At 60.0% G+C, this 25,814-nt stretch carries 27 protein-coding genes; 22 read left to right on the top strand and 5 right to left on the bottom strand.

The features are described from left to right. Window positions 1–161 precede the first annotated feature (161 nt). From fabF to fabD, 4 genes are all read right to left on the bottom strand, one after another. Window positions 162–1,418 carry a beta-ketoacyl-ACP synthase II gene (gene fabF / locus FE840_RS10865; protein WP_138288040.1) on the bottom strand — a complete coding sequence of 419 codons (1,257 nt, stop codon included), beginning with the start codon at window positions 1,416–1,418 and terminating at the stop codon, window positions 162–164. A gap of 127 nt (window positions 1,419–1,545) precedes the next feature. Continuing rightward, window positions 1,546–1,782, bottom strand: a complete 237-nt coding sequence (locus FE840_RS10860; protein ID WP_027675866.1) for an acyl carrier protein — start codon at window positions 1,780–1,782, stop codon at window positions 1,546–1,548. A 282-nt stretch (window positions 1,783–2,064) separates the two neighbouring features. Then, a complete protein-coding gene (gene fabG, locus FE840_RS10855; RefSeq protein ID WP_138288041.1) occupies window positions 2,065–2,802 on the bottom strand; it encodes a 3-oxoacyl-[acyl-carrier-protein] reductase in 738 nt (245 codons plus the stop codon). 33 nt (window positions 2,803–2,835) lie between these two features. Further along, window positions 2,836–3,780, bottom strand: coding sequence for an ACP S-malonyltransferase (gene fabD / locus FE840_RS10850; protein ID WP_138288042.1), 945 nt, complete (start codon window positions 3,778–3,780; stop codon window positions 2,836–2,838). Between the two features lie 206 nt (window positions 3,781–3,986). On the opposite strand from fabD, the gene FE840_RS10845 reads away from it, so the two are divergent. The 15 genes from FE840_RS10845 (at window position 3,987) to FE840_RS10775 (ending at window position 19,959) form a co-directional block, all read left to right on the top strand. Next, on the top strand, window positions 3,987–5,123 hold the full coding sequence (locus FE840_RS10845) for a hypothetical protein (RefSeq protein ID WP_138288043.1): 1,137 nt from the start codon (window positions 3,987–3,989) through the stop codon (window positions 5,121–5,123). Between the two features lie 95 nt (window positions 5,124–5,218). Beyond that, a complete protein-coding gene (locus tag FE840_RS10840; RefSeq protein ID WP_138288044.1) occupies window positions 5,219–6,262 on the top strand; it encodes an aldo/keto reductase in 1,044 nt (347 codons plus the stop codon). Window positions 6,263–6,395: 133 nt separating this feature from the next. Then, window positions 6,396–7,337, top strand: a complete 942-nt coding sequence (locus FE840_RS10835) for a calcium/sodium antiporter (RefSeq protein ID WP_138288045.1) — start codon at window positions 6,396–6,398, stop codon at window positions 7,335–7,337. Between the two features lie 196 nt (window positions 7,338–7,533). Then, window positions 7,534–8,472: a calcium/sodium antiporter gene (locus tag FE840_RS10830; RefSeq protein WP_138288046.1), complete on the top strand. Its 939-nt coding sequence runs from the start codon at window positions 7,534–7,536 to the stop codon at window positions 8,470–8,472. Between the two features lie 309 nt (window positions 8,473–8,781). Then, entirely contained in the window at window positions 8,782–9,237 is a 456-nt protein-coding gene (gene rpsF, locus FE840_RS10825; protein ID WP_138288047.1) for a 30S ribosomal protein S6, read from the top strand. A 24-nt stretch (window positions 9,238–9,261) separates the two neighbouring features. Next, window positions 9,262–9,510: a 30S ribosomal protein S18 gene (rpsR, locus tag FE840_RS10820; protein ID WP_028736123.1), complete on the top strand. Its 249-nt coding sequence runs from the start codon at window positions 9,262–9,264 to the stop codon at window positions 9,508–9,510. A gap of 190 nt (window positions 9,511–9,700) precedes the next feature. Further along, window positions 9,701–10,696, top strand: coding sequence for a DUF2232 domain-containing protein (locus tag FE840_RS10815; protein ID WP_138288048.1), 996 nt, complete (start codon window positions 9,701–9,703; stop codon window positions 10,694–10,696). Window positions 10,697–10,719: 23 nt separating this feature from the next. Beyond that, entirely contained in the window at window positions 10,720–11,295 is a 576-nt protein-coding gene (rplI, locus tag FE840_RS10810; protein ID WP_138288049.1) for a 50S ribosomal protein L9, read from the top strand. 262 nt (window positions 11,296–11,557) lie between these two features. After that, window positions 11,558–13,054 carry a replicative DNA helicase gene (locus FE840_RS10805; protein WP_138288050.1) on the top strand — a complete coding sequence of 499 codons (1,497 nt, stop codon included), beginning with the start codon at window positions 11,558–11,560 and terminating at the stop codon, window positions 13,052–13,054. A gap of 228 nt (window positions 13,055–13,282) precedes the next feature. Then, window positions 13,283–14,437: an alanine racemase gene (alr, locus tag FE840_RS10800; protein ID WP_138288051.1), complete on the top strand. Its 1,155-nt coding sequence runs from the start codon at window positions 13,283–13,285 to the stop codon at window positions 14,435–14,437. A gap of 104 nt (window positions 14,438–14,541) precedes the next feature. After that, window positions 14,542–15,945 (top strand): DNA repair protein RadA, encoded by a 1,404-nt coding sequence (gene radA / locus FE840_RS10795; RefSeq protein WP_138288052.1) that lies wholly within the window; start codon window positions 14,542–14,544, stop codon window positions 15,943–15,945. Between the two features lie 85 nt (window positions 15,946–16,030). Beyond that, entirely contained in the window at window positions 16,031–16,618 is a 588-nt protein-coding gene (locus tag FE840_RS10790; RefSeq protein ID WP_138288053.1) for a CvpA family protein, read from the top strand. A gap of 128 nt (window positions 16,619–16,746) precedes the next feature. Beyond that, the gene (purF, locus tag FE840_RS10785) at window positions 16,747–18,237 is read left to right on the top strand and encodes an amidophosphoribosyltransferase (RefSeq protein WP_138288054.1); all 1,491 of its coding nucleotides are present in this window, start codon (window positions 16,747–16,749) and stop codon (window positions 18,235–18,237) included. A 23-nt stretch (window positions 18,238–18,260) separates the two neighbouring features. Continuing rightward, on the top strand, window positions 18,261–19,019 hold the full coding sequence (locus tag FE840_RS10780; protein WP_138288055.1) for an SDR family NAD(P)-dependent oxidoreductase: 759 nt from the start codon (window positions 18,261–18,263) through the stop codon (window positions 19,017–19,019). A gap of 52 nt (window positions 19,020–19,071) precedes the next feature. Then, window positions 19,072–19,959, top strand: coding sequence for a DMT family transporter (locus FE840_RS10775; protein ID WP_138288056.1), 888 nt, complete (start codon window positions 19,072–19,074; stop codon window positions 19,957–19,959). 100 nt (window positions 19,960–20,059) lie between these two features. On the opposite strand, the gene FE840_RS10770 is transcribed toward FE840_RS10775, so the two are convergent. Next, the gene (locus tag FE840_RS10770; RefSeq protein ID WP_138288057.1) at window positions 20,060–21,202 is read right to left on the bottom strand and encodes a GGDEF domain-containing protein; all 1,143 of its coding nucleotides are present in this window, start codon (window positions 21,200–21,202) and stop codon (window positions 20,060–20,062) included. A gap of 252 nt (window positions 21,203–21,454) precedes the next feature. Between FE840_RS10770 and FE840_RS10765 the strand changes: the two genes are divergently transcribed. From FE840_RS10765 to FE840_RS10735, 7 genes are all read left to right on the top strand, one after another. Beyond that, window positions 21,455–21,859: a hypothetical protein gene (locus FE840_RS10765; RefSeq protein ID WP_246318754.1), complete on the top strand. Its 405-nt coding sequence runs from the start codon at window positions 21,455–21,457 to the stop codon at window positions 21,857–21,859. 200 nt (window positions 21,860–22,059) lie between these two features. Next, window positions 22,060–23,544, top strand: a complete 1,485-nt coding sequence (gene cysS / locus FE840_RS10760; protein ID WP_138288058.1) for a cysteine--tRNA ligase — start codon at window positions 22,060–22,062, stop codon at window positions 23,542–23,544. Between the two features lie 56 nt (window positions 23,545–23,600). Continuing rightward, window positions 23,601–23,843, top strand: a complete 243-nt coding sequence (locus tag FE840_RS10755) for an antitoxin (protein WP_138288060.1) — start codon at window positions 23,601–23,603, stop codon at window positions 23,841–23,843. Between the two features lie 14 nt (window positions 23,844–23,857). Next, entirely contained in the window at window positions 23,858–24,256 is a 399-nt protein-coding gene (locus tag FE840_RS10750) for a type II toxin-antitoxin system VapC family toxin (RefSeq protein WP_171033754.1), read from the top strand. Next, on the top strand, window positions 24,253–24,735 hold the full coding sequence (locus FE840_RS10745) for a GFA family protein (protein WP_138288064.1): 483 nt from the start codon (window positions 24,253–24,255) through the stop codon (window positions 24,733–24,735). Before FE840_RS10750 ends, FE840_RS10745 begins: the two co-directional genes overlap by 4 nt. A 126-nt stretch (window positions 24,736–24,861) precedes the next feature. Continuing rightward, a complete protein-coding gene (locus FE840_RS10740) occupies window positions 24,862–25,329 on the top strand; it encodes a GFA family protein (RefSeq protein ID WP_138288065.1) in 468 nt (155 codons plus the stop codon). Next, on the top strand, window positions 25,326–25,814 hold the full coding sequence (locus tag FE840_RS10735; RefSeq protein ID WP_138288068.1) for a GFA family protein: 489 nt from the start codon (window positions 25,326–25,328) through the stop codon (window positions 25,812–25,814). The genes FE840_RS10740 and FE840_RS10735 overlap by 4 nt, the downstream gene beginning before the upstream one ends.

Raw genomic sequence — 25,814 nt, 5'->3', positions numbered from 1 at the left:
AGCAATGCGGCAAAATCCGGGTTTGCGTGCGGGAAGTGATCCCGCATCGCTGATCGATTTCTAAGCGTATGGAAGCCTTGTGAGCAAGGCCATATGGCCGTCATCCAAGGCGCATTCAGCCGCGCGCTTCAGGACAATGCATGAAGCCGGGCGCCGGTTACTCATCCTTCGTAGCGGCGCAAGACCAGAGACGCGTTTGTCCCGCCAAAACCGAAGGAGTTCGACAGGGCAACGTTGATGTCTCGCTTGCGGGCCTTGTGGGGAACGAGGTCGATTGCGGTCTCCACATCGGGGTTGTCGAGATTGAGCGTCGGAGGAGCGATGTTGTCCCGAATGGCAAGCGCCGAGAAGATCGCTTCAACGGCACCGGCCGCCCCGAGGAGATGCCCGATTGCAGACTTTGTCGACGACATCGAGATCTTTGACGCATGCTCACCGACAAGTCGCTCGACCGCGCCAAGCTCGATCGTATCGGCCATGGTCGACGTACCGTGCGCATTGATGTAGTCGATATCAGCCGGCGTCAGCCCTGCGCGTTTCAGAGCCATGGTCATGCAGCGGAAAGCGCCATCGCCGTCTTCCGACGGAGCGGTGATGTGAAAGGCATCCCCAGAGAGACCGTAACCGACAACCTCGGCATAGATCTTGGCGCCGCGCGCCTTGGCATGTTCCAGTTCTTCAAGCACCACAATGCCCGCGCCTTCGCCCATGACGAAGCCGTCGCGGTCCTTGTCGTAGGGACGCGAGGCTGCGGTCGGATTGTCGTTGCGAGCGGTTGAAAGCGCCTTGCAGGCGGCGAAGCCGGCGAGCGAAATGCGGCTGATCGGCGATTCCGTACCACCAGCCACCATGACATCGGCATCACCGAGCGCGACGAGACGGGCAGCATCGCCGATGGCATGTGCCCCGGTCGAGCAGGCCGTCACGACGGAGTGATTGGGACCGCGCAGCTTGTGGCGGATCGACACCTGCCCGGAGGCAAGGTTGATCAGGCGTCCCGGAATAAAGAACGGCGACAGGCGTCGTGGTCCCTTGTCGCGCAGAATATGGCCTGCCTCAACGATGCCTTCGATGCCACCAATGCCGGAGCCGATCAGCACGCCGGTCGCACATTGATCGTCGTCCGTCTTAGGCTCCCAGCCGGCATCCTTCAGAGCCATGTCGGCGGCGGCAACTGCGTAAATGATGAAATGATCGACCTTGCGCTGCTCTTTCAACTCCATCCAGTCGTCGGCGCTGTAAGCACCTTCGCCCTCGGTTGGGATGCGGCAAGCAATCTTCGCCGGAAGATCTTCGACCTCGAATTCAGTGACCAGGCGTGCACCGCTTTGGCCTGCCAGAAGCCGCTGCCATGTCACTTCTGTTCCACATCCCAGAGGAGATACCATGCCGGTACCGGTGATAACGACACGTCTCATCGCCCGTAGTCCACCCCGCGGTTATGACCGAAGTCATGCCAATACTCATTCTTCATACAATAAGGCCCGCGAAGCGCGGGCCCAAGCGGAACAGGGGCCGAAGCCCCTTCCGCAGAATTGCAATCGATTAGGCCTGGGCCTTCTCGATGAACTTCACGGCATCGCCGACAGTCAGGATCGAGTCAGCAGCGTCGTCCGGGATTTCCACGCCGAATTCTTCTTCGAAAGCCATGACGAGTTCGACGGTGTCGAGCGAGTCAGCGCCCAGATCGTCGATGAAGCTCGCGCCTTCGACAACCTTGTCAGCGTCAACGCCGAGATGATCAACTACAATTTTCTTAACGCGTTCTGCGATATCGCTCATGTCGGTTTCCTCGACCTTCTTAAAATCTCAGGGCTGCCGTAATGGCTTCCCTACCCTGCATTAACGCCGGTGATGGATTTTCTTCCTCACTGGCAAACCCGTTGGCTCCGACCTAGAACTTGCTTTACCTACAAGAGCATAAGCCATGCCTCATAAGTCAGAGCGACTTCTTACAGTCAAGGCCCGCTTAACACGGTTTGTGCGCGGCGCAAAGCCAGAAAATCACAGCCTCACCTTGCTCAACATGCAATTGCTCAAGGCTTGCGCGCGGACCCTCCCCGCTTAAATCATCGCCATGCCACCATTCACATGTAACGTCTGGCCGGTCATGTAAGATGCCTCTGTTGAAGCAAGATAGAGAACTGCGGAAGCAACTTCGGCGCCCGTTCCCATCCGCTTCATCGGGATTGCCCCCATGATCGCTTCCTTCTGCTTGTCATTGAGCTTGCCGGTCATGGCACTTTCAATGAAGCCGGGCGCGACGCAATTGACCGTCACGTTTCGGGTCGCGATTTCTTGGGCAAGCGATTTGGTAAAGCCGATCATGCCGGCCTTGGATGCGCAGTAATTGGCCTGGCCCGGATTGCCCGTAACGCCAACAACGGAAGTGATGTTGATGATGCGGCCATAGCGGCGGCGCATCATCGGGTGGGTGAGTTCGCGGGTCAGGCGGAAAACGGCGGTGAGGTTCACTTCCAGGACAGCATCCCAGTCGGCATCCGACATGCGGACAAACAGACCGTCCTTGGTGATGCCGGCATTGTTCACCAGGATGTCGACACCTTCGAGATCGGCTTCCGCCTTCTCGCCGAGCGCCTTGACCTCATCGCGATCAGACAGGTTGGCCGGGAAGATCTTGACGCGTTCGCCAAGGTCGGCGGCCAGCGCTTCCAGCTTCTCGACACGGGTGCCGTGCAGACCGACGATGGCGCCGCGCGCATGCAACATACGGGCGATTTCTTCGCCAATGCCACCTGTGGCGCCGGTAACAAGGGCCTTGCGGCCGGACAGGTCAAACATGATGTGTTCCTTATAAATCTCTGGATGATCCGTTCAGCCGTTCAATGCCGCAAGCGCGGCGTCGATATCGGCAGGCGTGTTGATGGCAATGCCGGAGACGGTCTTGTCGATGCGCCGTGCTAGACCGGTCAGAACCTTGCCGGAGCCAAGTTCATAAAGTGTCGTCACACCGTTCTTGCCGAACCACTCGACGGTTTCGCGCCAACGGACCTGCCCGGTGACCTGCTCAACGAGGAGGTCGGCGATTTCGGTCGCGGAGGTCACCGGGGCCGCGCGCACATTGGCGATCAGCGGCACCACCGGGTCCTGTTTCTCGACCTTGGACAGCGCGTCCCGCATGGCATCGGCAGCGGGACCCATGAGGGCCGAATGGAAAGGGGCGGAGACCGGCAGCATGATGGCGCGCTTTGCCCCCTTTTCGGAGGCAAGGGCTGCGGCCTTTTCAACAGCGGCCTTGCCGCCGGAAATGACGAGCTGACCACCACCATTGTCATTGGCGATCTGGCAGGGACCGAGCGCGGCTGCCTCTACGCAGACAGCCTCAACGTCTCCATGCTCCAATCCGATGATGGCAGCCATAGCGCCCTCGCCAACCGGAACCGCCGCCTGCATGGCGTTGCCGCGGATGCGCAGGAGACGGGCGGTATCGGCGATGGAGAAGGTGCCGGCCGCACAAAGCGCCGAATACTCGCCGAGGGAATGACCGGCGACGAAGGAAACCTTGGACTTGAGATCGAGACCCTTGGCCTCAAGAACGCGGACGACAGCCATTGACACGGCCATCAGGGCAGGCTGAGCATTGGCGGTCAGGGTCAGGGTCTCCTCCGGACCATTCCACATGATTTCGGAAAGCTTCTGACCCAGCGCCTCATCGACTTCCTCGAAGACAGCGCGCGCCTCCGGAAAGGCGTCGGCAAGATCCTTGCCCATTCCGACCGCCTGACTGCCCTGTCCTGGAAAGGTGAAAGCGACTGTCATCGAGTGGGGTCTCCTGTTGCAGTAAATTTGTTCCGGACATAAACCTGCTCGCCGGACGCATCATCAATTTGTTGCCATTCCAGCCTAGACAGCAATAATTGCCTCCCTATTTCCGGGGCGACCCTTCTTATTACTTCTCAGGCGGAACCCGATATTCTGGTCCAGCTGGACGCGTCCGCCATACCATAAAGAGATCGAAAGACAATATGAAACTGGCACGCCTCCTGGTTACCTCCGATTTGCTTCGCGTGACAGGCAAAGCCCAGTCCCGGGTCGGGTTCAAGGCAAATACAGAGTTTTTTCTGGCACTTCTTGGCGCCCAAGTCAGAACGGCCACCCGAATGCCGATCTCTCTGCTCGAATGGGATGAGACCAGTCGCTTCGATGGCCTTAAGGTCTACGAAGCCATGGACTTGCCTGCAAATGCGGCCGGTTGGGCAGAACTCTATGACGCGCAGCCGAACGAAGCGGCGATTGCCGCCTTCGCACCCCATGTGGAAGGATCGCTTGTCATCGGTTTCGAGTTGACTCCGTTTGTCCAGCGGGTGCTCGATGCCCTTGGCGTTCCCTTTGTCGACGCGCGCTGGCATCCGTTGCGGTTCCTTGATGACATTTTCTTCGGCTTTCACAGCAACCGCCCAGAAATTGTCGAAGCCATCAAGGCCTATCATCTGACAACAGATGAAGTGATGACCCATGTCGGCATGCATCAGGCCGCAGCGATCCGTCGGCGCGGCATCAATGACCCTGCCAGCGACCATCAAACTATGCTGATCGGCCAGACCCCGTTTGACAGTTCGCTCATCCACGAGGGGCAGATTGCGACCTGGGATGCCTATGAGCCTGTTCTTGCAAGCCTCGCAAGGGAGGGAAGGCTTGGCTATAGACCCCATCCCTTCTCACCGGAGCCGGTGCCTGCGCTTCGTGATCTACTGATGCGCCATTGCATCGGGATTGCCGACAGCAAATCCGACATGTACCGCCTGCTGGCAACCGGAAGCTTCAAAGAGCTGGTCAGCCTCAGTTCAGGCACTCTGATTGAGGCGTCCTTCTTCGGCATTCCGGTCAGGAGGCTTCTACCGGAGCGGCAGACCTACCTGCCCCTCCCTCCGGGCCAGGTGATGCCGGCACACGGCCCTACCGTTTATGCCGGTGTCTATCACGAATATCTCAGCGTCGATTTCTGGGCCGACATCCTTCGGTCCGCACTTCCCAAGACCTACCCGAATGGCAGGCCGACCGCCTTCCGGCCAGACAGGCTACGACAGGTGAATGGCTCTTACTGGGGCTATGTCGGATCCGGCGGGCAGAACATTGTCATGTCCTACAACAAGCCCGAATAGGCCGGATTCGCGCCGAACTGGCCTTTCTTCAGCGCCGCAAAACAGATACCGCAGAAACCGATTGCATCGACTTTGTCCACGGAGAGCTCAACACCATGAAGATGAACCGCCTTGGCCGCACTGATATCCATGTTTCCGAAATCTGCCTCGGTACGATGACCTGGGGTACCCAGAACACCGAGGCGGAAGCTTTCGAGCAGATGGACTACGCGCTTGAGCACGGCGTGAATTTTTTCGATACGGCCGAGCTTTATCCGACCACCCCCCTGTCTGCAGAGACCTATGCCACAACCGAGCGGCTGATCGGCAACTGGTTCACCAAGACTGGCAAGCGTGACAAGGTCGTTCTTGCGACCAAGGTTGCCGGGCCCGGTCGCCCTTACATTCGCGAGGGCAAGCCCATCACCGCCGCTATAGTCCGCGAGGCGGTCGACGCCAGCCTTCAGCGTCTACAGACGGACTACATCGATCTCTACCAGATCCACTGGCCCAATCGCGGGCATTTCCACTTTCGTGGCGCCTGGAGCTACAACCCGTTCAAGCAGGACAAGGCGAAGGCGCTGGCCGATATTGCCGAAATCCTCGAAGCGCTGGGAGAATGCGTCAAGGCGGGAAAGCTCCGCGCCGTCGGACTGTCCAACGAAACCACCTGGGGCACGCAGAAATATCTGTCACTTGCCGAGGCCAAAGGCCTGCCCAGGGTCGCAACGGTTCAGAATGAATACAACCTTCTTTACCGGCACTATGACCTCGACATGGCAGAACTCTCGCATCACGAGGATGTTGGCCTTCTTGCCTATTCGCCGCTGGCTGGCGGTATTCTCTCGGGCAAATATCTGGACGGACACAAGCCGGCTGGCTCCCGTGGAGCGATCAATGGAGATCTCGGCGGTCGTCTGCAGCATCTACAAGAACCGGCGACGCGCGCCTATGTCGATCTGGCAAAAGCTCACGGCATGGACCCATCCGCAATGGCGCTCGCCTTCTGCCTGACGCGCCCATTCATGGCATCGGTCATCATTGGCGCGACCACGATGGATCAGCTGAAGGTGAATATCGGTTCGGTCGATCTCACTCTTTCCGACGAAGTCCTGAAAGAGATCGCCAAGATCCATCGCCAATACCCGATGCCAATCTGACAGGTGGCGTGGGTGATATCCGGATCGTTGCGTCGCCACACGACGCGCCAGTAAACGCTCATTGAGCCTGGCGTGACTTTCAAAGGAGGGATGGAATACCCACCTCCGGAACGGTTCAACACAGGGGAATGCATTGGATTATCTATTGGTCATTGGAGGCTTGGTCGGCCTCTATTTCGGTGCGGAATGGCTCCTGCGCGGGGCAATTGCGCTGGCTCACAAGCTTGCTATCCCGACCTTGCTCGTCTCTCTGGTGATTGTGGGCTTTGGCACATCCATGCCCGAGCTTCTCGTTTCCCTGAGAGCCGCAATGACAGGGTCATCCGATATCGCATTGGGTAATGTTGTCGGTTCGAATGTGGCAAACATTCTGCTGATCGTTGGTGCCTGCGGCCTGATCTTCCCGATCACGCATTGGGACAAAGGCGTGAAGCGCGACACCTTCGTGATGATCGGTGCGTCAATCCTTCTCCTCGGTCTGGTTCAGTTCGAGGCCATTGGTCGCCTTGCGGGCCTGTTGATGGTCACAGCCCTCGCGATTTATCTCGGCTATTCCTATTTCTCTGCGCGCGGCGGGCGCGACGATGACGGCGAGGACGAAAACGAGGACATCCGGCATGAAGCGCTTGGCACCGGCTTCATGGCCCTGCTCATCGTCGGAGGTCTCGGGGTGCTGTTCCTCGGCGCGGAATTGCTCGTGCGCGGGGCAACCAACCTGGCAAGAGATTTCGGCGTTTCCGAAGCGGTGATCGGGCTGACCGTCGTGGCGGTAGGCACCTCGCTGCCGGAACTTGCCACCGGCGTCATGTCCGCACTGCGCAAGCATTCCGACATCATGATCGGCAATATTGTCGGTTCGAACATCTTCAATATCCTGTTCATCCTCGGCGTGACCTCAGTGATCCAGCCGATCAATGTCGATCCCCGTTTCGGCAGCTTCGACGTCCCCATCATGCTGGGCGTCACCCTTGGCTTCTCCGCTCTGCTGCTGGCGCATCTCGGCGTTCGTCGTCTGGTCGCCGGCGTGATGCTCGCACTCTATTTCGGATACACAATTGCCCTGGTGCAGGTCTGAGGCAGAGTTCATCGGTGTTCGGGCGAAAAGGCGGGCATGGAAATGTCCGCCTTTTCCCCTTCAGATTATGTGAGTCGACACCACGCCAATCACGGAAATGTTATCGGTCGTTGATCTATGAACGGCACGCCTGTACCCCCACTTGGGCAGCGTTCTTGCGAGGGGCGGTGAGCATCGCACTGCATTGGAGGGTTTGTTGGACTATCTTCTTGTCATTGGTGGCCTTGTAGGCCTCTATTTCGGGGCTGAGTGGCTTTTGCGCGGGGCGATCGCCGTTGCCCACAAGCTTGCGATACCGACCCTGATCGTATCGCTGGTGATCGTCGGCTTCGGCACGTCCATGCCGGAACTTCTCGTGTCGGTTCGCGCGGCACTTACCGGATCATCGGACATTGCGCTCGGCAATGTCGTCGGATCGAATACGGCCAACATCCTCCTGATCATCGGCACATGCGCCATGATCTACCCGATCACCCAGTGGGACAAAGGCGTCAAGCGCGACACCTTTGTCATGATCGCCGCCGCGATCCTGCTGCTTGGGCTTGTGCAACTGGAGGTGATCGGTCGCCTTGCCGGCCTGGTCATGACAATCGTCCTTCTTGCCTATGTCGGCTACGCCTACATGCAGGGCAAAGGTACCGCTGAAGCCGCTGCAGATGCAGAAGATGAAATCAAGCACGAAGCACTCAGCGGCGCCTTCATGGCAGCGCTGATCATCGGCGGTCTGGCCACATTGTTTGTCGGTGCCGAACTGCTGGTGCGCGGCGCGACCAATCTCGCCCGTGATTTCGGCGTGTCGGAAGCGGTCATCGGCCTCACCGTCGTCGCCGTCGGAACCTCCCTGCCCGAACTTGCAACCGGCATCATGTCGGCGCTCAAGAAGCATTCCGACATCATGATCGGAAACATCGTCGGATCGAACATCTTCAACATCCTGTTCATCCTTGGCGTCACCTCGGTGCTCCAGCCAATCGCCGTTGCTCCTCGCTTCGGTGAATTCGACGTACCGGTCATGCTCGGCGTGACATTGGGCTTTGCCTTCCTGCTTCTGACCAATTTCGGGGTCAAACGTCTGACGGCCGGCGCAATGCTCGTCGCCTATGTCGGCTACACCTCCGCTCTTGTGCAGATCTGAGAGCACAAAGAAGCGTTTCGTCAGGGGCCGCCGGCAGAAAACGCCGTGCGGCCCTTGCTTTTATGCCCAATCCGCGTATAAGCGCGCCGTTCACAACACCCGGTCCTCTGGCTGGTGGCTGAACGGAGGGCTGGCAGGCTCAACAGGTCTGCAGCAGGAATCATAAGGGTTTCCGGCCTCCCGTGTCTCCGCTCTCGACCGTCTCGAACACACTACTTTTCTTGCCGCGGCCCCGGCCGCTCAGGAGCAGTCTGTGAGGCTTAGCGCCGGATCCGGGTGACGACAACCGCAAGAAAAGGCAAAGCTTACATGGCTCTTTACGAACACGTATTCCTTGCCCGGCAGGATATGTCCGCTCAGCAGGTTGATGCCCTCGTCGAACAGTACAAGGGTGTCATCGAAGCTAACGGCGGCAAGGTCGGGCGCATCGAAAACTGGGGCCTCAAGTCCCTGACCTACCGCATCAAGAAGAACCGCAAGGCTCACTACGCCCTCATGGACATCGACGCTCCGGCGGCTGCCGTCCATGAAATGGAACGCCAGATGCGCATCAACGAAGACGTTCTTCGTTACATGACCATCGCTGTCGAAGCCCACGAAGAGGGCCCGTCTGCGATGATGCAGAAGCGCGACCGTGACGACCGTCCGCGCCGCGAAGGCGACGATCGTGGCCCGCGCCGCGACTTCGGCGATCGTGGTCCGCGTCCGGACCGTGGCCCCCGTGAAGGTGGCTTCGAGCGCCGTCCGCGCGAAGACCGCGCGTAATTTCGAGCAACAGGAGAAAACACCATGGCTGATGCATCCTCTGCTCCGGCACGCCGCCCGTTCCATCGTCGTCGCAAGACCTGCCCCTTCTCGGGCGCGAATGCTCCGAAAATCGACTACAAGGACGTCCGTCTCCTGCAGCGCTACATTTCCGAGCGCGGCAAGATCGTTCCGTCCCGTATCACTGCAGTTTCGCAGAAGAAGCAGCGCGAACTGGCCCAGGCCATCAAGCGCGCCCGCTTCCTCGGCCTGCTGCCCTACGTCGTAGCGTAACTTGATCCGAGGCCTGCCGGACTTCCGGCGGGCTTCATCCCTTCCGCGTTGGGCGCGGATCGGAACAACAGGCCGCAAGGTGCGACATCGGCGATGCTCGCGAATTTCGGCAACAAACCCCATGTTGGGGAGGACGTCATCGACTGGAATGACGACTTCCTCTAACTGCTTGAACTGGCAGGACAGCGACGTGCAAAACCTGGACAAGAAATTGCTGATGACCGGCATGTTGGCTGGCGTGACCGCCGCGCTTCTGGCGCTGGGCGCCGTCTCGCAGGCTCAGCTGTCGTTTATCCTTTATCCTGCCTCGGCACTGCCGATACTGATCGTCGGCCTGGGTTGGGGTAATACGGCTGCAATCGCTGCAGTGTTGACGGCAGCCTTTGTCGGCGCAACCGGCGTATCGCCGATGTTTGCGCTCTCGCTGTCAATCTTCACGCTCATCCCCGCCGCTTGGCTATCGCACCTGGCGAACCTTGCCCGTCCGGCGAGCGAAATCGGCGGGCCGGACCATCTGGTAGCGTGGTATCCGCTTTCCGACATCCTGCTGCATCTCTGCGGCCTCGTTGCCATTGCTCTCGTCATTCTGGGCGTCATGATCGGCTTCGGTCCGGAGACGGTCAACGAAATGATCGACGCGCTGATCGGATCGCTTTCCCAACAGAACGCCACGATGGCGCCTACAGCGGCAGAACTGGACCAGTTACGCGGGATCATGCCGATCCTGATCCCTTTCATGCAGGGCGCAAGCTGGGTCATGCTGTTGTTTGCCGCCTATTACATCGCAACGCGCGTGGTCGGCTCATCGGGTCGTTCGCTGCGTCCCCGCGAAGACATGCCGTCTGCGCTGCGGATGAACCGCAATGCGTCCTTCATCTTTCTCGCGGGCATTCTGGCGACCTTTGCCGGTGGCGTGCCCGCGATGATCGGGGCAACGATCTGCGGCACATTCGGTGCCGGCTTCCTGATGGCCGGTTTTGCGTCGCTGCATCTGCGCACAAGGGGCAAGGACTGGCGCCTTCCGGCTCTCATCATCGCCTATCTCTCGTCGCTGATGCTGTTGCCAACCTTCATCATCTTCATCTTCGGCCTTCTGGATACCCGACGCACCGTTGCTCTCACGCCGGCAAGGACGTCTGACCAGAACCGCCCTGCTCCATCCGAAACCGATTCTGACGAACCGTAAGATCACACTGAAAGGAAAACACCATGGAAGTCATTCTCCTCGAACGCATCGCCAAGCTTGGCCAGATGGGCGAAACCGTCAAGGTTCGCGACGGCTTTGCTCGTAACTACCTGCTGCCGCTTGGCAAGGCTCTGCGCGCCAACGCTGCCAACAAGGCCCGCTTCGAAGCCGAGCGTGCGACGCTCGAAGCCCGTAACCTCGAGCGCAAGTCCGAGGCCCAGAAGGTTGCAGACGTTCTCGACGGCAAGTCCTTCATCGTCGTCCGTTCCGCTGGCGAAACCGGCCAGCTCTACGGTTCGGTCGCTGCCCGTGACGTGGTTGAAGTTCTGGCGGCGGAAGGCTTCAACATTGGCCGCAATCAGGTCGAGCTCAACACCCCGATCAAGTCGATCGGCCTGCACAAGGTGGTCATCCATCTTCATTCTGAAGTCGAAATCTCTGTTGAACTGAACGTTGCCCGTTCGGCTGAAGAAGCTGAGCGCCAGGCCAAGGGCGAGAGCCTCACCTCGGCTGACGCCATCTACGGCGTCGATGAAGATGCCCTGCGTCCGGAAGACTTCTTCAACCCGGACGAAGATCGCGACGGCGACGAAGCCTGATTCTTCGAAACGGCTGCCTATTGGAAACGCCCGGATTTTTCCGGGCGTTTTTTGTTGTCGCGACCTATGATGGTCCCTTGGCAAGGCGATTCGGCTGATGTCACTGTCAACTGGATTCCGAAGGTCATTGGGCTTTTTCCCTCGCCCTCCGAAGCGGCCTGTGAATCAGTGTGGGAAGTCCTCTGGAAGGCCCTCACGGCCTTTCGAAGATGTCGGCCTTCGCTATGGTGCGATCCAGATCAGGAAATGAACGGGTAGAATGATGAACGACGCAGCACGCAGGCTGAGCACGGTTCAACCGAGCGAGCCGCTTTATCGGGAAGCTCCCAACAACATTGAGGCCGAGCAGGCCCTTCTCGGCGCGATTCTCGTCAACAATGACGCCTATTACCGAGTTTCGGACTTCCTGAAGCCGGACCATCTTTTTGAGCCCCTGCATCGGAAGATCTTCGAGGTCGCCTCCGAAATCATCCGCATGGGAAAGATGGCCAACCCCGTCACGATCAAGACCTTCCTGCCGGCCGACCAGAAGGTTGGCGACATGACGGTTGCCCAGTATCTGGCGCGCTTGGCCTCCGAGGCGGTCACAATCATCAATGCCGAGGATTATGGGCGCGCTATCTATGATCTCGCGCTGCGTCGTGCGCTGATCCAGATCGGCGAGGATGTCGTCAACATCGCCTATGATGCTCCGCTCGACATGCCGCCGCAGGCGCAGATCGAGGATACGGAGCGCCGGCTCTTCGCGCTGGCCGAGACCGGTCGCTATGACGGCGGCTTCCAGTCCTTCAATGATGCGGTCGCGCAAGCGGTCGACATGGCGGGGGCAGCCTTTGAGCGCGATGGCAATCTGTCCGGCATTTCCACCGGCATCATGTCGCTCGACAGCAAGATGGGCGGCTTGCAGCGTTCCGACTTGATCGTGCTGGCTGGTCGCCCCGGCATGGGCAAGACCTCGCTGGCGACCAATATCGCCTGGAATATCGCGGCAGCCTATGAGCCGGAAGTCATGCCCGACGGGTCGTTCAAGGCCAAGAACGGCGGCGTTGTCGGGTTCTATTCGCTCGAAATGTCGTCCGAACAGCTCGCCACGCGTATCATGTCGGAGCAGACGGAGGTCTCCTCCTCCAAAATCCGCCGCGGCGACATTACCGAGCAGGAATTCGAGAAGCTGGTCGGCTTCAGCCAAACCATGCAAAAGGTACCGCTTTTCATCGACCAGACCGGCGGTATCTCGATTGCGCAGCTTTCAGCGCGTGCTCGCCGTCTCAAGCGTCAGCGCGGCCTTGATTGCCTCGTGGTGGACTATATCCAGTTGATGACGGGTTCCGGCAAATCCGGTGAGAACCGCGTTCAGGAGATCACCCAGATCACCACCGGCCTCAAGGCGCTCGGCAAGGAATTGAACGTTCCGATCATCGCGTTGTCACAGCTGTCGCGTGGTGTGGAAAGCCGCGAAGACAAGCGTCCCCAACTCTCGGACCTGCGCGAATCAGGCTCGATCGAGCAGGATGCCGACGTGGTGCTCTTCGTGTTCCGCGAGGAGTATTATGTGAAGAACCTTGAGCCACGTGACATGGGCGATCCGAAATATCCCGAATGGGAAGCGCTGATGGACAAGGTCAAGGGTACGGCAGATGTCATCATCGCCAAGCAGCGCCACGGACCGACCGGCACCGTCAAGCTCGCCTTCCAGTCGGAATTCACGCGTTTTGCCGATCTCGCCGATCCAAGCTTCATTCAGTATGAGGAACCATGATCGCCGCTGGTTGATCAAACCTCCATGCCCTTCAGCAAGCGGTCGGACATCGGCCCCGCCGCTGCCCGATGCGCTGCGTAGGGCTAGACGGAGCCATGTCGCGATCCGCGCCCGTTGCAGAACAAGGTGAACACCCGACACCATGGGCTCCACGTCGAATGACTTCCATTTGAAAATGAATGCCTCTAGGGTCGCCGCAATTTCAATCTGTTCATAACGCGGTTCTTGATGCATCCCCTGAATGACCTCACAGACGCCACCGAAGAGTTCCTGAGCGCGCCCTTGCGTCTCACCATTGATCTCGAAGCGATCGCCGAAAACTGGCGGATGATGGCGGCGCGTTCCGGCTCGGCACGGACGGCTGCCGTGGTCAAGGCCGATGCCTATGGGCTCGGGATCGAGGATGTTGGCGAGACGCTTTATGGCGCGGGGGTGCGGGATTTCTTTGTGGCGGTCCCCTCCGAGGGCGAGACGCTACGGATCTATGCACCGGAAGCGCGGATCTTTGTGCTTTCCGGTATCTGGCCCGGACAGGAAGCCACGTTCTTCAACAATGACCTCGTGCCGGTGATTGCCTCGGAGGAGCAGTTGGCCTTCTGGATGGCGACAAGCGCCGAACGCGGCGATCACCCTTGCGCGCTCCATGTCGACACCGGCTTCAACCGGCTCGGACTGTCGATGCGCGAGGCTGTGGAACTCGCAAGCGATGTATCGCGGCCTGCAAGTTTCTCACCCGTTCTGGTGATGAGCCATCTGGCGTGCGGCGATGATCCACAAGCCTCGATGAACCAGGCTCAACTTCAATCTTTTCAGGAAGTCGCTGCAGCTTTTGAAGGTATTGATGCAAGTCTTTCCGCGTCCGGTGGGATCGGCCTGGGGTCGGATTATCATTTCGAGATGACCCGACCCGGTATTGCGCTCTATGGCGGATTGGCGACAACGAATGGGACCCCCGCATCCTTGACTGTGGCCAAGGCGGAGGCGCGTATTCTGCAAATACGCGAGGCAAAGGCCGGAGACACCGTCAGCTATGGTGCGGCCTGCAAACTCGACCGCGACAGCCGCCTGGCCGTTGCAGCCGTTGGCTATGCCGATGGTTATCTACGCAATCTGTCGGGCCATGGCGTTGCGCTGCGTGAGCCCCTGCCCGTTGGTGCCTCCGGCTTTGTTGCCGGTCAGCGGGTTCCGGTTCTTGGACGGGTCACGATGGACCAGACCATTTTCGATGTTACCGACCTCCCGACAGATTCGGTCACTGCCGGCGATTACATCGAATTGTTCGGACCGAATATTTCGGTGAATGAGCTCGCCGAAGCCGCTGGCACGATCAGCTATGAGATCCTCACCAGCCTCGGGCTGCGCTATGAGCGGCGCTATCTCTAAGCCTGCATTCCGCGTCCCGGTCTTGCCTTTGATCCGCTGATCGCTTACCTGATCGAGGCATATTCACCATTTGTTCTCGCTCGAGAACCCAGGGAGATGCCGCGATGGCCAAGGTGCGCACCCAATTTGTCTGCCAGAACTGCGGCACGGTCCATTCCCGCTGGGCCGGCAAATGCGACGGTTGCGGCGAGTGGAACACCATCGTCGAGGAAGATCCCATGGGCGGGATTGGTGGCGGTCCCGGCAAGACCCCGAAGAAGGGGCGGCCCGTCACGCTGACTTCGCTCTCCGGCGAGATCGAGGAAGCGCCACGTATCCCGACCGGCATGGGAGAACTGGACCGGGCAACGGGTGGCGGTTTCGTTCGCGGCTCAGCCGTGTTGATCGGTGGCGATCCGGGCATTGGAAAATCAACGCTTCTGATGCAGGCAGCAGCCGCTCTTTCCCGCAAGGGGCATCGGATCATCTATGTGTCAGGCGAAGAGGCGGTCGCGCAGGTTCGACTGCGGGCCCAGCGGCTCGGTGCTGCCGAGACGGATGTGCTGCTTGCCGCGGAAACCAATGTCGAGGACATTCTCGCTACCATTTCCGAGGGCAAGCGTCCCGATCTCATCATCATTGATTCGATCCAGACGCTCTGGAGTGATACCGCTGATTCGGCACCCGGCACCGTGACGCAGGTTAGAACGGGCGTTCAGGCGATGATCCGCTTTGCCAAACAGACGGGCGCGACCATGGTGCTTGTTGGCCACGTGACCAAGGAAGGCCAGATCGCGGGCCCCCGCGTCGTCGAGCATATGGTGGATGCGGTGCTCTATTTCGAAGGGGATCGCGGGCATCACTATCGTATCCTGCGCACCGTCAAGAACCGCTTCGGCCCCACCGACGAAATCGGTGTATTCGAAATGTCGGACAAGGGACTGCGTGAAGTGGCCAATCCTTCCGAGCTATTTCTCGGTGAACGCAATGAAAAGGCGCCAGGTGCGGCCGTCTTTGCCGGAATTGAAGGGACGCGACCGGTTCTGGTCGAGGTGCAGGCGCTGGTCGCACCGACATCGCTTGGAACACCAAGGCGCGCGATTGTTGGCTGGGACTCCTCACGCCTTGCGATGATCCTTGCCGTACTTGAGGCGCATTGCGGTGTAAGGCTCGGTCAACACGACGTTTATCTGAACGTGGCCGGTGGCTATCGGATCAGTGAACCGGCGGCCGATATGGCGGTTGCTTCCGCACTCGTTTCGTCGCTTGCCGGTCTTGCCCTTCCGGCGGATTGCGTCTATTTCGGCGAGGTCAGCCTGTCAGGGGCCGTACGCCCCGTGGCGCATACGGCTCAGAGGCTGAAAGAGGCGGAAAAACTCGGTTTCTCCGCCGCTGTCCTACCGGCCCTTTCTCCGGACCTTCCAAAGGGTGCGGGGGGCAAATGGCGGGAGGTGGAAAGCCTTCCCGATCTCGTGGCGCAGATTGCCGGTTCCCGGCTCAAGGCGCGCCAGGATCAGGGAGAGGATTGACCCTTCCGACGCGCATTGGGCGTGCCGGTGATACTGCGGCGACTATTGTGCCTGTGTGAGCAGGCAGATTTTGGAGTTGGTATTAATGCCCATCACAATTTTCGACGGTATCGTCATCGGCGTCGTTCTGTTTTCTGCGGTGCTGGCGATGGTTCGTGGCTTCTCCCGCGAAGTTCTTTCGATCGCGAGCTGGGCGGGTTCGGTTGCCGCGGCCTATTATTTCTATCCATTGCTCGTTCCCTTCATCAAGAACTACACGACCGATGACCGGATCGCGATGGCCGGATCGGCAGCGATCATCTTCTTCATTGCGCTCATCGTCATTTCCTTCATCACCTCGCGCATTGCCGACTTCATCATCGACAGCCGGATCGGCGCACTGGACCGCACCCTCGGCTTCCTTTTCGGTGCGGCACGCGGCCTGCTGCTGCTTGTCGTGGCCGTTGCCTTCTGGAACTGGCTGATCGACGTTCGCCAGCGCCCGGACTGGGTCAACAACGCCAAGACCAAGCCCTTCCTCGATACCCTGGTGCTGAAGCTTGAGGCGGTGCTGCCGCAGGACATCGAGCCGCAGATCCGAGCCCGCATCCTGGGAAGAGGTGACGAAGAAGCCGCACCGGGAGAAGACGGCGCAGCTGCCCCGAATGAGGAAGCACCGGCCGCGAGCAACTAAGCGGCACGCGGATCTTCGAAGCAGGTCCGAGATAGAATTCCCCTATGCCGCCGGATCGGGACAGACCGGCGGCTTGGCTGTTAAAGGCTCAGCACAAGCAACTGTCCCCGGAGCAAAGGCACACCGCCATGAACCACCTCATCCCATCCGACGTTGTGTACGATCGTGAGGAAGACAAGCTTCATGAAGAATGCGGCGTTTTCGGCATATTGGGCCATCCCGATGCCGCGACGCTGACGGCACTTGGCCTGCATGCCCTGCAGCATCGTGGCCAGGAAGCTGCCGGTATCGTTTCCTTCGATGGCCGCCAGTTCTATACGGAAAAGCGCATGGGGCTGGTCGGCGACCACTATACCGACCCCGCAACGCTTGCAAAGCTCCCGGGCTCCATGGCCATTGGCCACACGCGTTACTCCACGACAGGCGAGGTTGCGCTGCGCAATGTGCAACCGCTCTTTGCCGAACTGGAGGAAGGTGGCATCGCGGTCGCCCATAACGGCAACTTCACCAATGGCCTGACCCTTCGTCGCCAGATCATTGCCACTGGCGCCATCTGTCAGTCGACCTCCGATACCGAGGTCGTGCTGCACCTGATTGCCCGCTCCAGGCATGCCTCAACGGCAGACCGCTTCATTGATGCCATCCGGCAGATGGAGGGTGGCTATGCAATGATCGCGCTGACCCGCACCAAGCTGATTGCCGCACGCGACCCGATCGGTATCCGCCCTCTCGTCATGGGGGAACTGGACGGCAAGCCGATCTTCTGCTCGGAAACCTGCGCGCTCGACATCATCGGTGCGAAATTCGTGCGCGACGTCAAGAATGGCGAAGTGATCATCTGCGAAATCCAGCCGGACGGATCGATCACGATTGATTCGCGCATGCCGGCCCGGCCACAGCCCGAGCGGCTGTGCCTGTTTGAATATGTCTATTTTGCACGTCCGGATTCCGTTGTCGGTGGACGCAATGTCTATACGACCCGCAAGAATGCCGGGATGAACCTCGCAATCGAGGCACCGGTCGAAGGCGACGTTGTCGTGCCCGTGCCGGATGGTGGCACACCGGCAGCGCTTGGCTATGCCCAGCAGAGCGGCATTCCGTTCGAATACGGCATCATCCGCAACCATTATGTCGGACGGACCTTCATCGAGCCGACGCAGCAGATCCGCGCCTTCGGCGTCAAGCTCAAGCATTCGGCCAACCGGGCGATGATCGAGGGCAAGCGGGTCATTCTGGTCGATGATTCGATCGTGCGCGGCACGACGTCCTTGAAGATCGTGCAGATGATCCGCGATGCGGGCGCCAAGGAGGTGCATATCCGTGTCGCCAGCCCGATGATCTTCCACCCCGACTTTTACGGGATCGATACGCCGCACAAGGACAAGCTGCTGGCCAACCAGTATTCGGGCGAGGAAGCCATGGCGAAGTTCATCGGGGCCGATTCGCTCGCTTTCCTGTCGATTGACGGCCTTTACAAGGCCGTCGGCGGCGCCGTTCGCGATCCAGCCAATCCACAATTCACGGATCACTATTTCACCGGCGACTACCCGACGCGCCTTCTCGACAAGGAAGGTGAGCGGGTCGGACGCAAGGACTCCATGCTCGCTGCCAACGGCTGAGCCAAAGGACGACAGGAATGACCATGAGCAACGACAGCAACGACCGCCCGGACCTGACCGGACGCCTGGCACTCGTGACCGGCGCATCGCGCGGCATCGGTTTCTTCACGGCACTGGAACTCGCCAAGGCGGGTGCGCATGTGATTGCCTGTGCGAGAACCGTGGGTGGTCTTGAGGAGCTTGACGACGCCATTCAGGCGGCCGGCGGCTCTGCAACTCTCGTTCCCTTCGACCTTGCGGACATGGCTGCAATCGACCAGCTTGGCGGGCACATCTTCGAGCGCTGGGGCAAGCTGGACATCGCAGTTCTGAATGCCGGCGTGCTTGGGGTGATCTCTCCGATCGGGCATGTCGAGGCCAAGGTGTTCGACAAGGTCATGACAATCAATGTCACGGCCACCTGGCGCCTGATCCGCTCGCTGGAGCCCCTGCTCATCAAGTCGGATCAGGGGCGTGCGCTGATCCTGTCATCGGGCGCCGCCCACAAGTGCCGCCCCTTCTGGGGCCCCTATTCCGCGTCCAAGGCTGCCGTCGAAGCGCTCGCCCGCACCTGGGCCGGGGAAACGCAGCGCCTGCCGCTACGCGTTCTTTCGGTTGATCCGGGTGCCACCCGCACCGCCATGCGCGCCCAGGCCATGCCGGGGGAAAACCCCGAAACCTTGCCCCACCCTTCAGAAGTTGCCGCCAAGCTTGTTGCGCTCGTTGGACCGGCCCAGACGGAAACAGGCAAGCTCTATCAGGTCCGCGAGGGCAAGATGGTCGACTACAGGATGCCGGAATAACGCCACGGTACCCCCGGCGGCGGCCTAGATCGACCAGTTCGCGGATGCTTGCATGTCTACCAGAGATTTCGCTGCCTATGCCTATCTGTCTCTGGCCTGGGGACTGTCCTTCCTGCTGCTCTTGCACGTCGTCGATGCCTTCGGCTGGATCGGTGCGGTAACCTTTCGCTGCTTCATTGCCGGCGCCCTGCTCTACACCATAGCGCGGCTGATGCGGCGCAGGCTCGATTTCAGTGCAGGCTGGCTCCCCTTTTCAGTCGTCGGTTCGACAACTGTGGCAGGTCAATTGATCGGTCTTTCCTATGCGACGCCATTGATCGGAACGGCGATGGCTGCGATCTTTGTTGCCTCGATCCCGCTCTTTTCCATGGTCATTGCGCAGGTCTGGGGCCTTGAGCGCATAACGCCCGCGCGCGTGCTTGGGCTTGTCCTTGGCACGATCGGTATCGTCATGCTGGTCGGTTTTCCTGCGGTGCCTATGACTGCGACCTTCCTGATCGGCTGCGCGGCCATGATCGGTTCGACCTTTTCTGCGGCGTTCGGCAGCAATTATGCCAGCAGATACCTGAGCGGCACCGGTCCCTGGGAGGTGACAATCGGCTCATTTGTCGCCGGAGGCCTTCTGACGCTGCCGCTTTTGTGGCTCGTCCCGGTCCCCGGCACGCCCGCGGCAATCGACTATCTCTATCTCGTAGCGCTTGCCGCGCTGATGAGCGCCCTGACCTATGTACTTTACTTCGGTCTGGTGAAAAGCATCGGCGCGACGGCTGCGATCAGCGTCGAGTTTGTCGTTACGGTTGTTGCCGTTGCCGTTGGCGCCCTTGTGCTGGACGAAGCCTTGACAATGATACAGCTCGCAGGAGGCGGAGTGATCATTCTCGGCTGCGGACTGGTTCTCGGGCTGATCGGCCTGCCGGTCCCCGCGAGCCGACGGGGATAGCACCTCGATGGCGCGTCATCCTGCCAGCTTGGCAGCTTCACATCTTGTTTCCAAAGACGGCTTGGCCGCTTCGCCAGTGAGCTGGAGGAGGCTGACCGGCTCATAGAAACGCACGCAATTGCGTCCATCGGCTTTTTGCCCGGTAAAGTGCTGCATCCGCCATGGCCAGCAGTTGATCCAGCCCGACCGCTGTTTGTGACTTTTCCGAGACCCCGATACTGACGGTCACCTGCCGCAGGCTCGTCTCTGGAAACCGTATGGCTGAGGTCTCCGTCCGCAAGAGATCGGCAACGACTGCTGCATCGCTCGCTGTCTTGCAAGGCATGAGACAGGCGAATTCTTCGCCGCCAATGCGTGCAAAGAGCCAGTCGGCCTCTAGCTTCTGCTCAATGACCCGCGAGAAACGGCGCAGAACCTCGTCGCCCATCGCATGACCGTGATTGTCATTCACGGCCTTGAAGTGATCGATGTCGAACAGGAGCAGCGCCACCGGTTCCGACCGGCGCAGCATGGTCTCTGCCCTGGTGACAAAATTGCGCCGATTGGGGAGATTGGTCAGTGGATCGAGCTCGGACGCAAGGCGGTGTATCCGCTCGGCGCGCTCCATCGCCAGAATGAGCACGGAAAGGATGGTCAGCACAACCAGGAAGGTATTCACCAGCGAAGACAGGACAAACCAACCGGCGAATTCGTTGGGCGCCGGATAAGCTGGGGACACGAAAACGGCAAGGGGGGCTGCTGACAGCCACATCAACGAGCGCAGACTATGAAGCACTGTTGCCAGCCCGCGCGTAGGCAGAGGCTCTGCGATGCGACCGATCCAGACCTGTCGAGCGCTGAGCATCGAATAGGTTCCCAGGATCGCCGCAATGATCACTGTTCGCATGATCTGGGATTCATGAACCAGCGGCAACAGATTGAGAACCCACCAAAGCAGGGCCCCGACCGAGGCGTGGAAATAGTTTGGACGATGACCGTCAAACACCGCCTGTGCCTGCCAGACGAGCCCGAGGGACAGCGCTGCCAGACCAAGCCCGAATCCCGAAGCAAAACCGAGAGGAAGCCATCCGCGCAAGATCTGCAAAAAGGTTGAGACGCATCCAAGACCGGAAGCCAGCAGAAGCATCGTCAACAGAAGGCTGTCGCGCCGTCGAAACCACATGAGCCCCAGGATCAGGGTCGCAATAAGGGTCGAACCTGTGTGCATGACCATGATGGTCGGTAAATGCAGGAATGATTCCATGCTGGGCAGGTCCGCTATAACCTTAAATATATCTCAACCTATAGCTTAGGATGTTGAGATTGGATTAAAGCCAGCGAAAGCGCGGATTGTGGTTGATCACTTTTCAAGACAGTTCGATCCCGCCGGTCGCAGTTTCACCGCCCTGCCCCATGGACCAATTGTGGCAGGACCGAACTTTCAGCCGCAGTCCACCCTTCCCAGCCACTGCGACAAAGCTTTATAGAAACTGCAGATCCAGCCGGAGACTCACCGATGATGAAGCCTTCCTTTCTCGCCATGACTGCATTTCTGCTTGCGCAACCGGTCTTGGCCGACGACCTCGCAGCGTTGAGCACGACCGCAATGGCCATCACGGGCGACATCAAATTCGATGATTTCGAAATCGTCTTTGAAAACGGCGAGAAGCTGGCCTTCGACGCACTGGTTGCAGATCGTTTCATTGCGGACGGTCAAAGCGTACCCGCATCCGTCTACAGTGTCGCGCCATCAGCGGCACCCGAACTGCTGAATGGCAACAGGCTCTGCGGCAACGAGCCGGTTACCTTCCTCGCAAGCTGGATCGACGGTGATGTCACCGCCATTGCCGTCTTCGACACGCCGGAACAGCCGGAGAGCGACGCAACCATGTGCGCGCTCTACACCTATGTCTATCCGTGAGGCGGATCACCGGGCATCTGCCGCCCCTTGACCAAATTCGCGACCCGCGCCATAACAGCGCCCATGAAAACGAGCCTCTGCATCATTTGCGGGATCATTATTCGCTAGCGCATTCGCTGGCCTGGCCGTTTTCGTCTCCTGCATAGCCCCAGATGACAAACGACCCGGTCCAGCCGGGTCAATCATTCTGGGAGTTTCACATGGCCGGCGGCCTCAAGCTTTACAACACGCTCACACGCGAGAAGGTCGACTTCGAGCCGATCGATCCCGACAATGTGCGCCTGTATGTCTGCGGCCCGACGGTCTATGACTTCGCCCATATCGGCAATGCGCGCCCCGTCATCGTCTTCGACGTGCTCTACCGGCTGCTGCGCCATACCTATGGCGCCGACAAGGTCACTTACGTTCGCAACATCACCGACGTAGACGACAAGATCAACGCGCGCGCGTTGCGCGATTTCGGCAGCCAGATCGCCGATGGCTCGATGAGCCTCAACGACGCCATCCGCGCCGTGACCGGCAAGACCGAGAGCCAGTTCCACGAGGATGTGGCATCCCTCGGCTGCCTGAAGCCGACCGTCGAGCCGCGCGCCACCGACAACATTCCGCAGATGATTACGATCATCCAGCGGCTGCTCGACTTGGGGCATGCCTATGTCGCCAGTGGTTCCGAGGGGCATGAGGTGCTGTTTTCCACCGCCTCGATGGCCGATTACGGCATGCTGTCGAAGCGCAAGCTGGAGGACCAGCAGGCCGGTGCGCGCGTCGCTGTCGAAAGCCACAAGATGAACCCGGCCGATTTCGTGCTGTGGAAGCAGTCGGCCGATACCGAGCCAGGCTGGCCGGCGCATTTCACCTTCGAAGGCAAGACCCATGCAATCTTCGGCCGGCCCGGCTGGCATATCGAATGCTCTGCCATGTCCGACCGCTATCTCTGGGAAGAGATCAAGGATCGTCTCTCGCCGGCGGCCAAGTCCAAGCCGCACCAGTTCGACATCCATGGCGGCGGGCTGGACCTGATCTTCCCGCACCACGAAAACGAGATCGCCCAGTCCTGCTGCGCCTTCGACCGTGACCTGATGGCGACGGTGTGGATGCATAACGGCTTCCTGCAGGTCGAGGGTCGCAAGATGTCGAAGTCGGAAGGGAATTTCGTCACGATCAACGAGCTCTTGGCGACGGAGACATTCGGCGGACGGACATGGCCGGGCGAGGTGCTGCGGCTTGCGATGCTGATGACGCATTACCGCGAGCCGATTGATTTTTCGGTGAAGAGGTTGGAGGAGGCGGAGCGTCTGCTGGCGAAATGGCCGGCGGGCGATGCCGGCGAGACCGCCCCGGATGCAGCCGTTGTGGAAGCCCTCTCCGACGACCTGAACACGGTTGCTGCCGTTCAGGCGGTCCATGCACTCGCCCAGGCGGCGAATGCGGATCCGTCGAAGCTGCCGCTGTTCGTCGCCTCGGCGGCTTTGCTCGGTGTGGCTCCGAAGAAGGCGGAGGTGAGCGACGACCTCTCCGCCGCCGTCCAGGCGCTGGTCGACATGCGGCTCGAAATGCTCAAGGCCAGGAACTTTGCCGAAGCCGACAAGATCCGCGATGACCTTGCCGCCAAGGGCATCCAGCTGAAGGACGGCAAGGACAAGGAGACCGGCGAGCGGGTGACGACCTGGGAGGTCAAGCGGTAGTTGCTTGAGAGAAGCGGGTGGCATATGCTTGGCATATGCCACAAACGGAGGCGCGAATGGAACTGGAAAGGCATGTCCGTATCTTCAAGAACGGTCGCAACCGCGCCGTCCGGATTCCCGTGGAGTTCGACTTCCCGGGCGACGAGGTGATCATGCGCAAGGAAGGCGACAAGATCACCCTGGAACCTGTCAAGAAAAAGCAGGAGAGCCTGATCGGGTGGCTTCGTCGTCAGGGACCCCTCGATGAAGACTTCGAATTTGACCTCCGCGAAGCACCGGCACGGGACGTCGACCTGTGAACACGCCCCGCTACATGCTCGACACCAACATCGTTTCGGACCTTATCCGGAACCCGCACGGCGCTGCCGCGGCGATGGTGGAGCGTGCCGGCGATGACCAGATCTCCATCAGTGCGATTGTCGCGTCGGAACTGCGCTTCGGCATCCTCAAACGGAATTCCGAGCGACTGACTTATCTGGTCGAGTCCATTCTCGATCGCATCGCAATCCTGCCCTACGAGGACAAGGAGGCGTCGCATTTTGCCGAAATCCGCCACGACCTCGAACGTATCGGCCAACCGATCGGCACGACCGATCTTTTCATCGCCGCCCATGCGCGCTCGCTTGATGTCACCCTGGTGACCGGGAATGTCCGCGAGTTCGGTCGGGTGCCGGGCCTGAAGGTCGAGAACTGGCTGGAGGAAACCCCATGACCCCCGCCCTCATCCACACCGGCGGCTGCCAATGTGGCGCGGTCCGCTTTCGCATGCAGGGCCAGCCGAAGGATGTTTCCGTCTGCCATTGCCGGATGTGCCAGAAGGCCTTCGGGGCTTACTATGCGCCGCTTGTTGCCGTCGGCGATGCCGAGGTCAGCTGGACCAGGGGGCAGCCGAAGCGTTTTGCCTCCTCCAATTTCGTCAAGCGCGGCTTCTGTGGCGATTGCGGCACACCGCTCACCTATGAGGCACCGGACGGGCTGTCGCTCGCGGCCGGCGCATTTGACGATCCCTCGCGGCTTCCGCCAGTGATCCAGTTCGGGGTCGAGTGCAAGCTCCCATTCGTTGACGCCATCCCTGCTTTGCCTGCGCACGCGACACTGGATGATCTCGTGGACGCGCCTTTCCTGCCGGATGTCGTGTCCTACCAGCATCCGGACCGGGACACGGAGCAGTGGCCGGAGGCGAAGCCATGACGCAGCCGAACCCGAATACGAAGATGCCGAAATGGCTGCTTTACGGGCTGATCGCCAAAGGCGTCCTGATCGCTGCGGTGATCATCGGCGTCACCGTTTATGTGACGATGTAACTAGGACGTCGAGATGAGTGAAATCGAGAGTGGTGGCTGTCAGTGCGGGGCGATCCGGTTCCAGGCGTCGAAGCTTGGGCGCCCCTCGATCTGCCATTGTCGCATGTGCCAGAAGCAGTTCGGCTCCTTTTTCGGCGCCTTTGTCAGTGCCGACCAGGCGCATCTGACCTGGACGCGCGGGCAGCCCATGCTTTACCGCTCGTCCGCGAAGGTTAAGCGCGGCTTCTGCGCCAAATGCGGGACGCCGCTCACCTATCAGCACCCTGATGGTGTCGAACTTGCCATCGGCGCCTTCGACCATCCGGAGCGTTTCGAGCCGCAGGTTCAGGTGAACCACCACCAGCGCCTTCCCTGGATCGACCATCTCTTCGAAAAGCCCGCCTTTACCAGCCCCGCGATGGAGGAATTCTTCGCTTCGGTCGAGAGCTTCCAGCATCCCGACCACGATACGCCCGTATGGCCGCCGGAGGATGATCAATGACCCGTCAGGTGCATTCGGGCGGCTGCCAGTGCGGCGCGATCCGCTACAAGATATCAGGCGAACTCGGCTATCCGCATATCTGCCACTGCCGCATGTGCCAGAAGGCGAGCGGCAATTTCTTCATGGCGCTGGCCGGCTCGCGCCAGGAGGATTTCCTCTTGATGCGCGGCGAACCCAGCTGGTTCCAGTCGTCTGATCCTTGCGGGCGCGGCTTCTGCAAGGACTGCGGCACGCCGCTTTTCTTCCGCACCAAGGGTTCGCCCTATATCAGCGTGACAATCGGCAGCCTCGACAAGCCTGAAATGGCCGAGCCCATCTCGCAGGATGGTGTCGAAAGCCGGGTGCCTTACTTCGACAAACTCTTCGGCCTGCCGGAAAAGCAGACCGACCGCTCGGATCTTCCGGCGGGCAATGCGGGGATCGCCGCCACCTCGCGGCAGCATCCCGATCACGATACGGTGGCCTGTCCACCGAAGAGGACATGA

The sequence above is a fragment of the Peteryoungia desertarenae genome (assembly GCF_005860795.2).
GTDB classification, from domain to species: domain Bacteria; phylum Pseudomonadota; class Alphaproteobacteria; order Rhizobiales; family Rhizobiaceae; genus Allorhizobium; species Allorhizobium desertarenae.
Note: the sequence above shows the minus strand (reverse complement) of the source record. Positions and strands in the feature narration are given on the sequence as shown.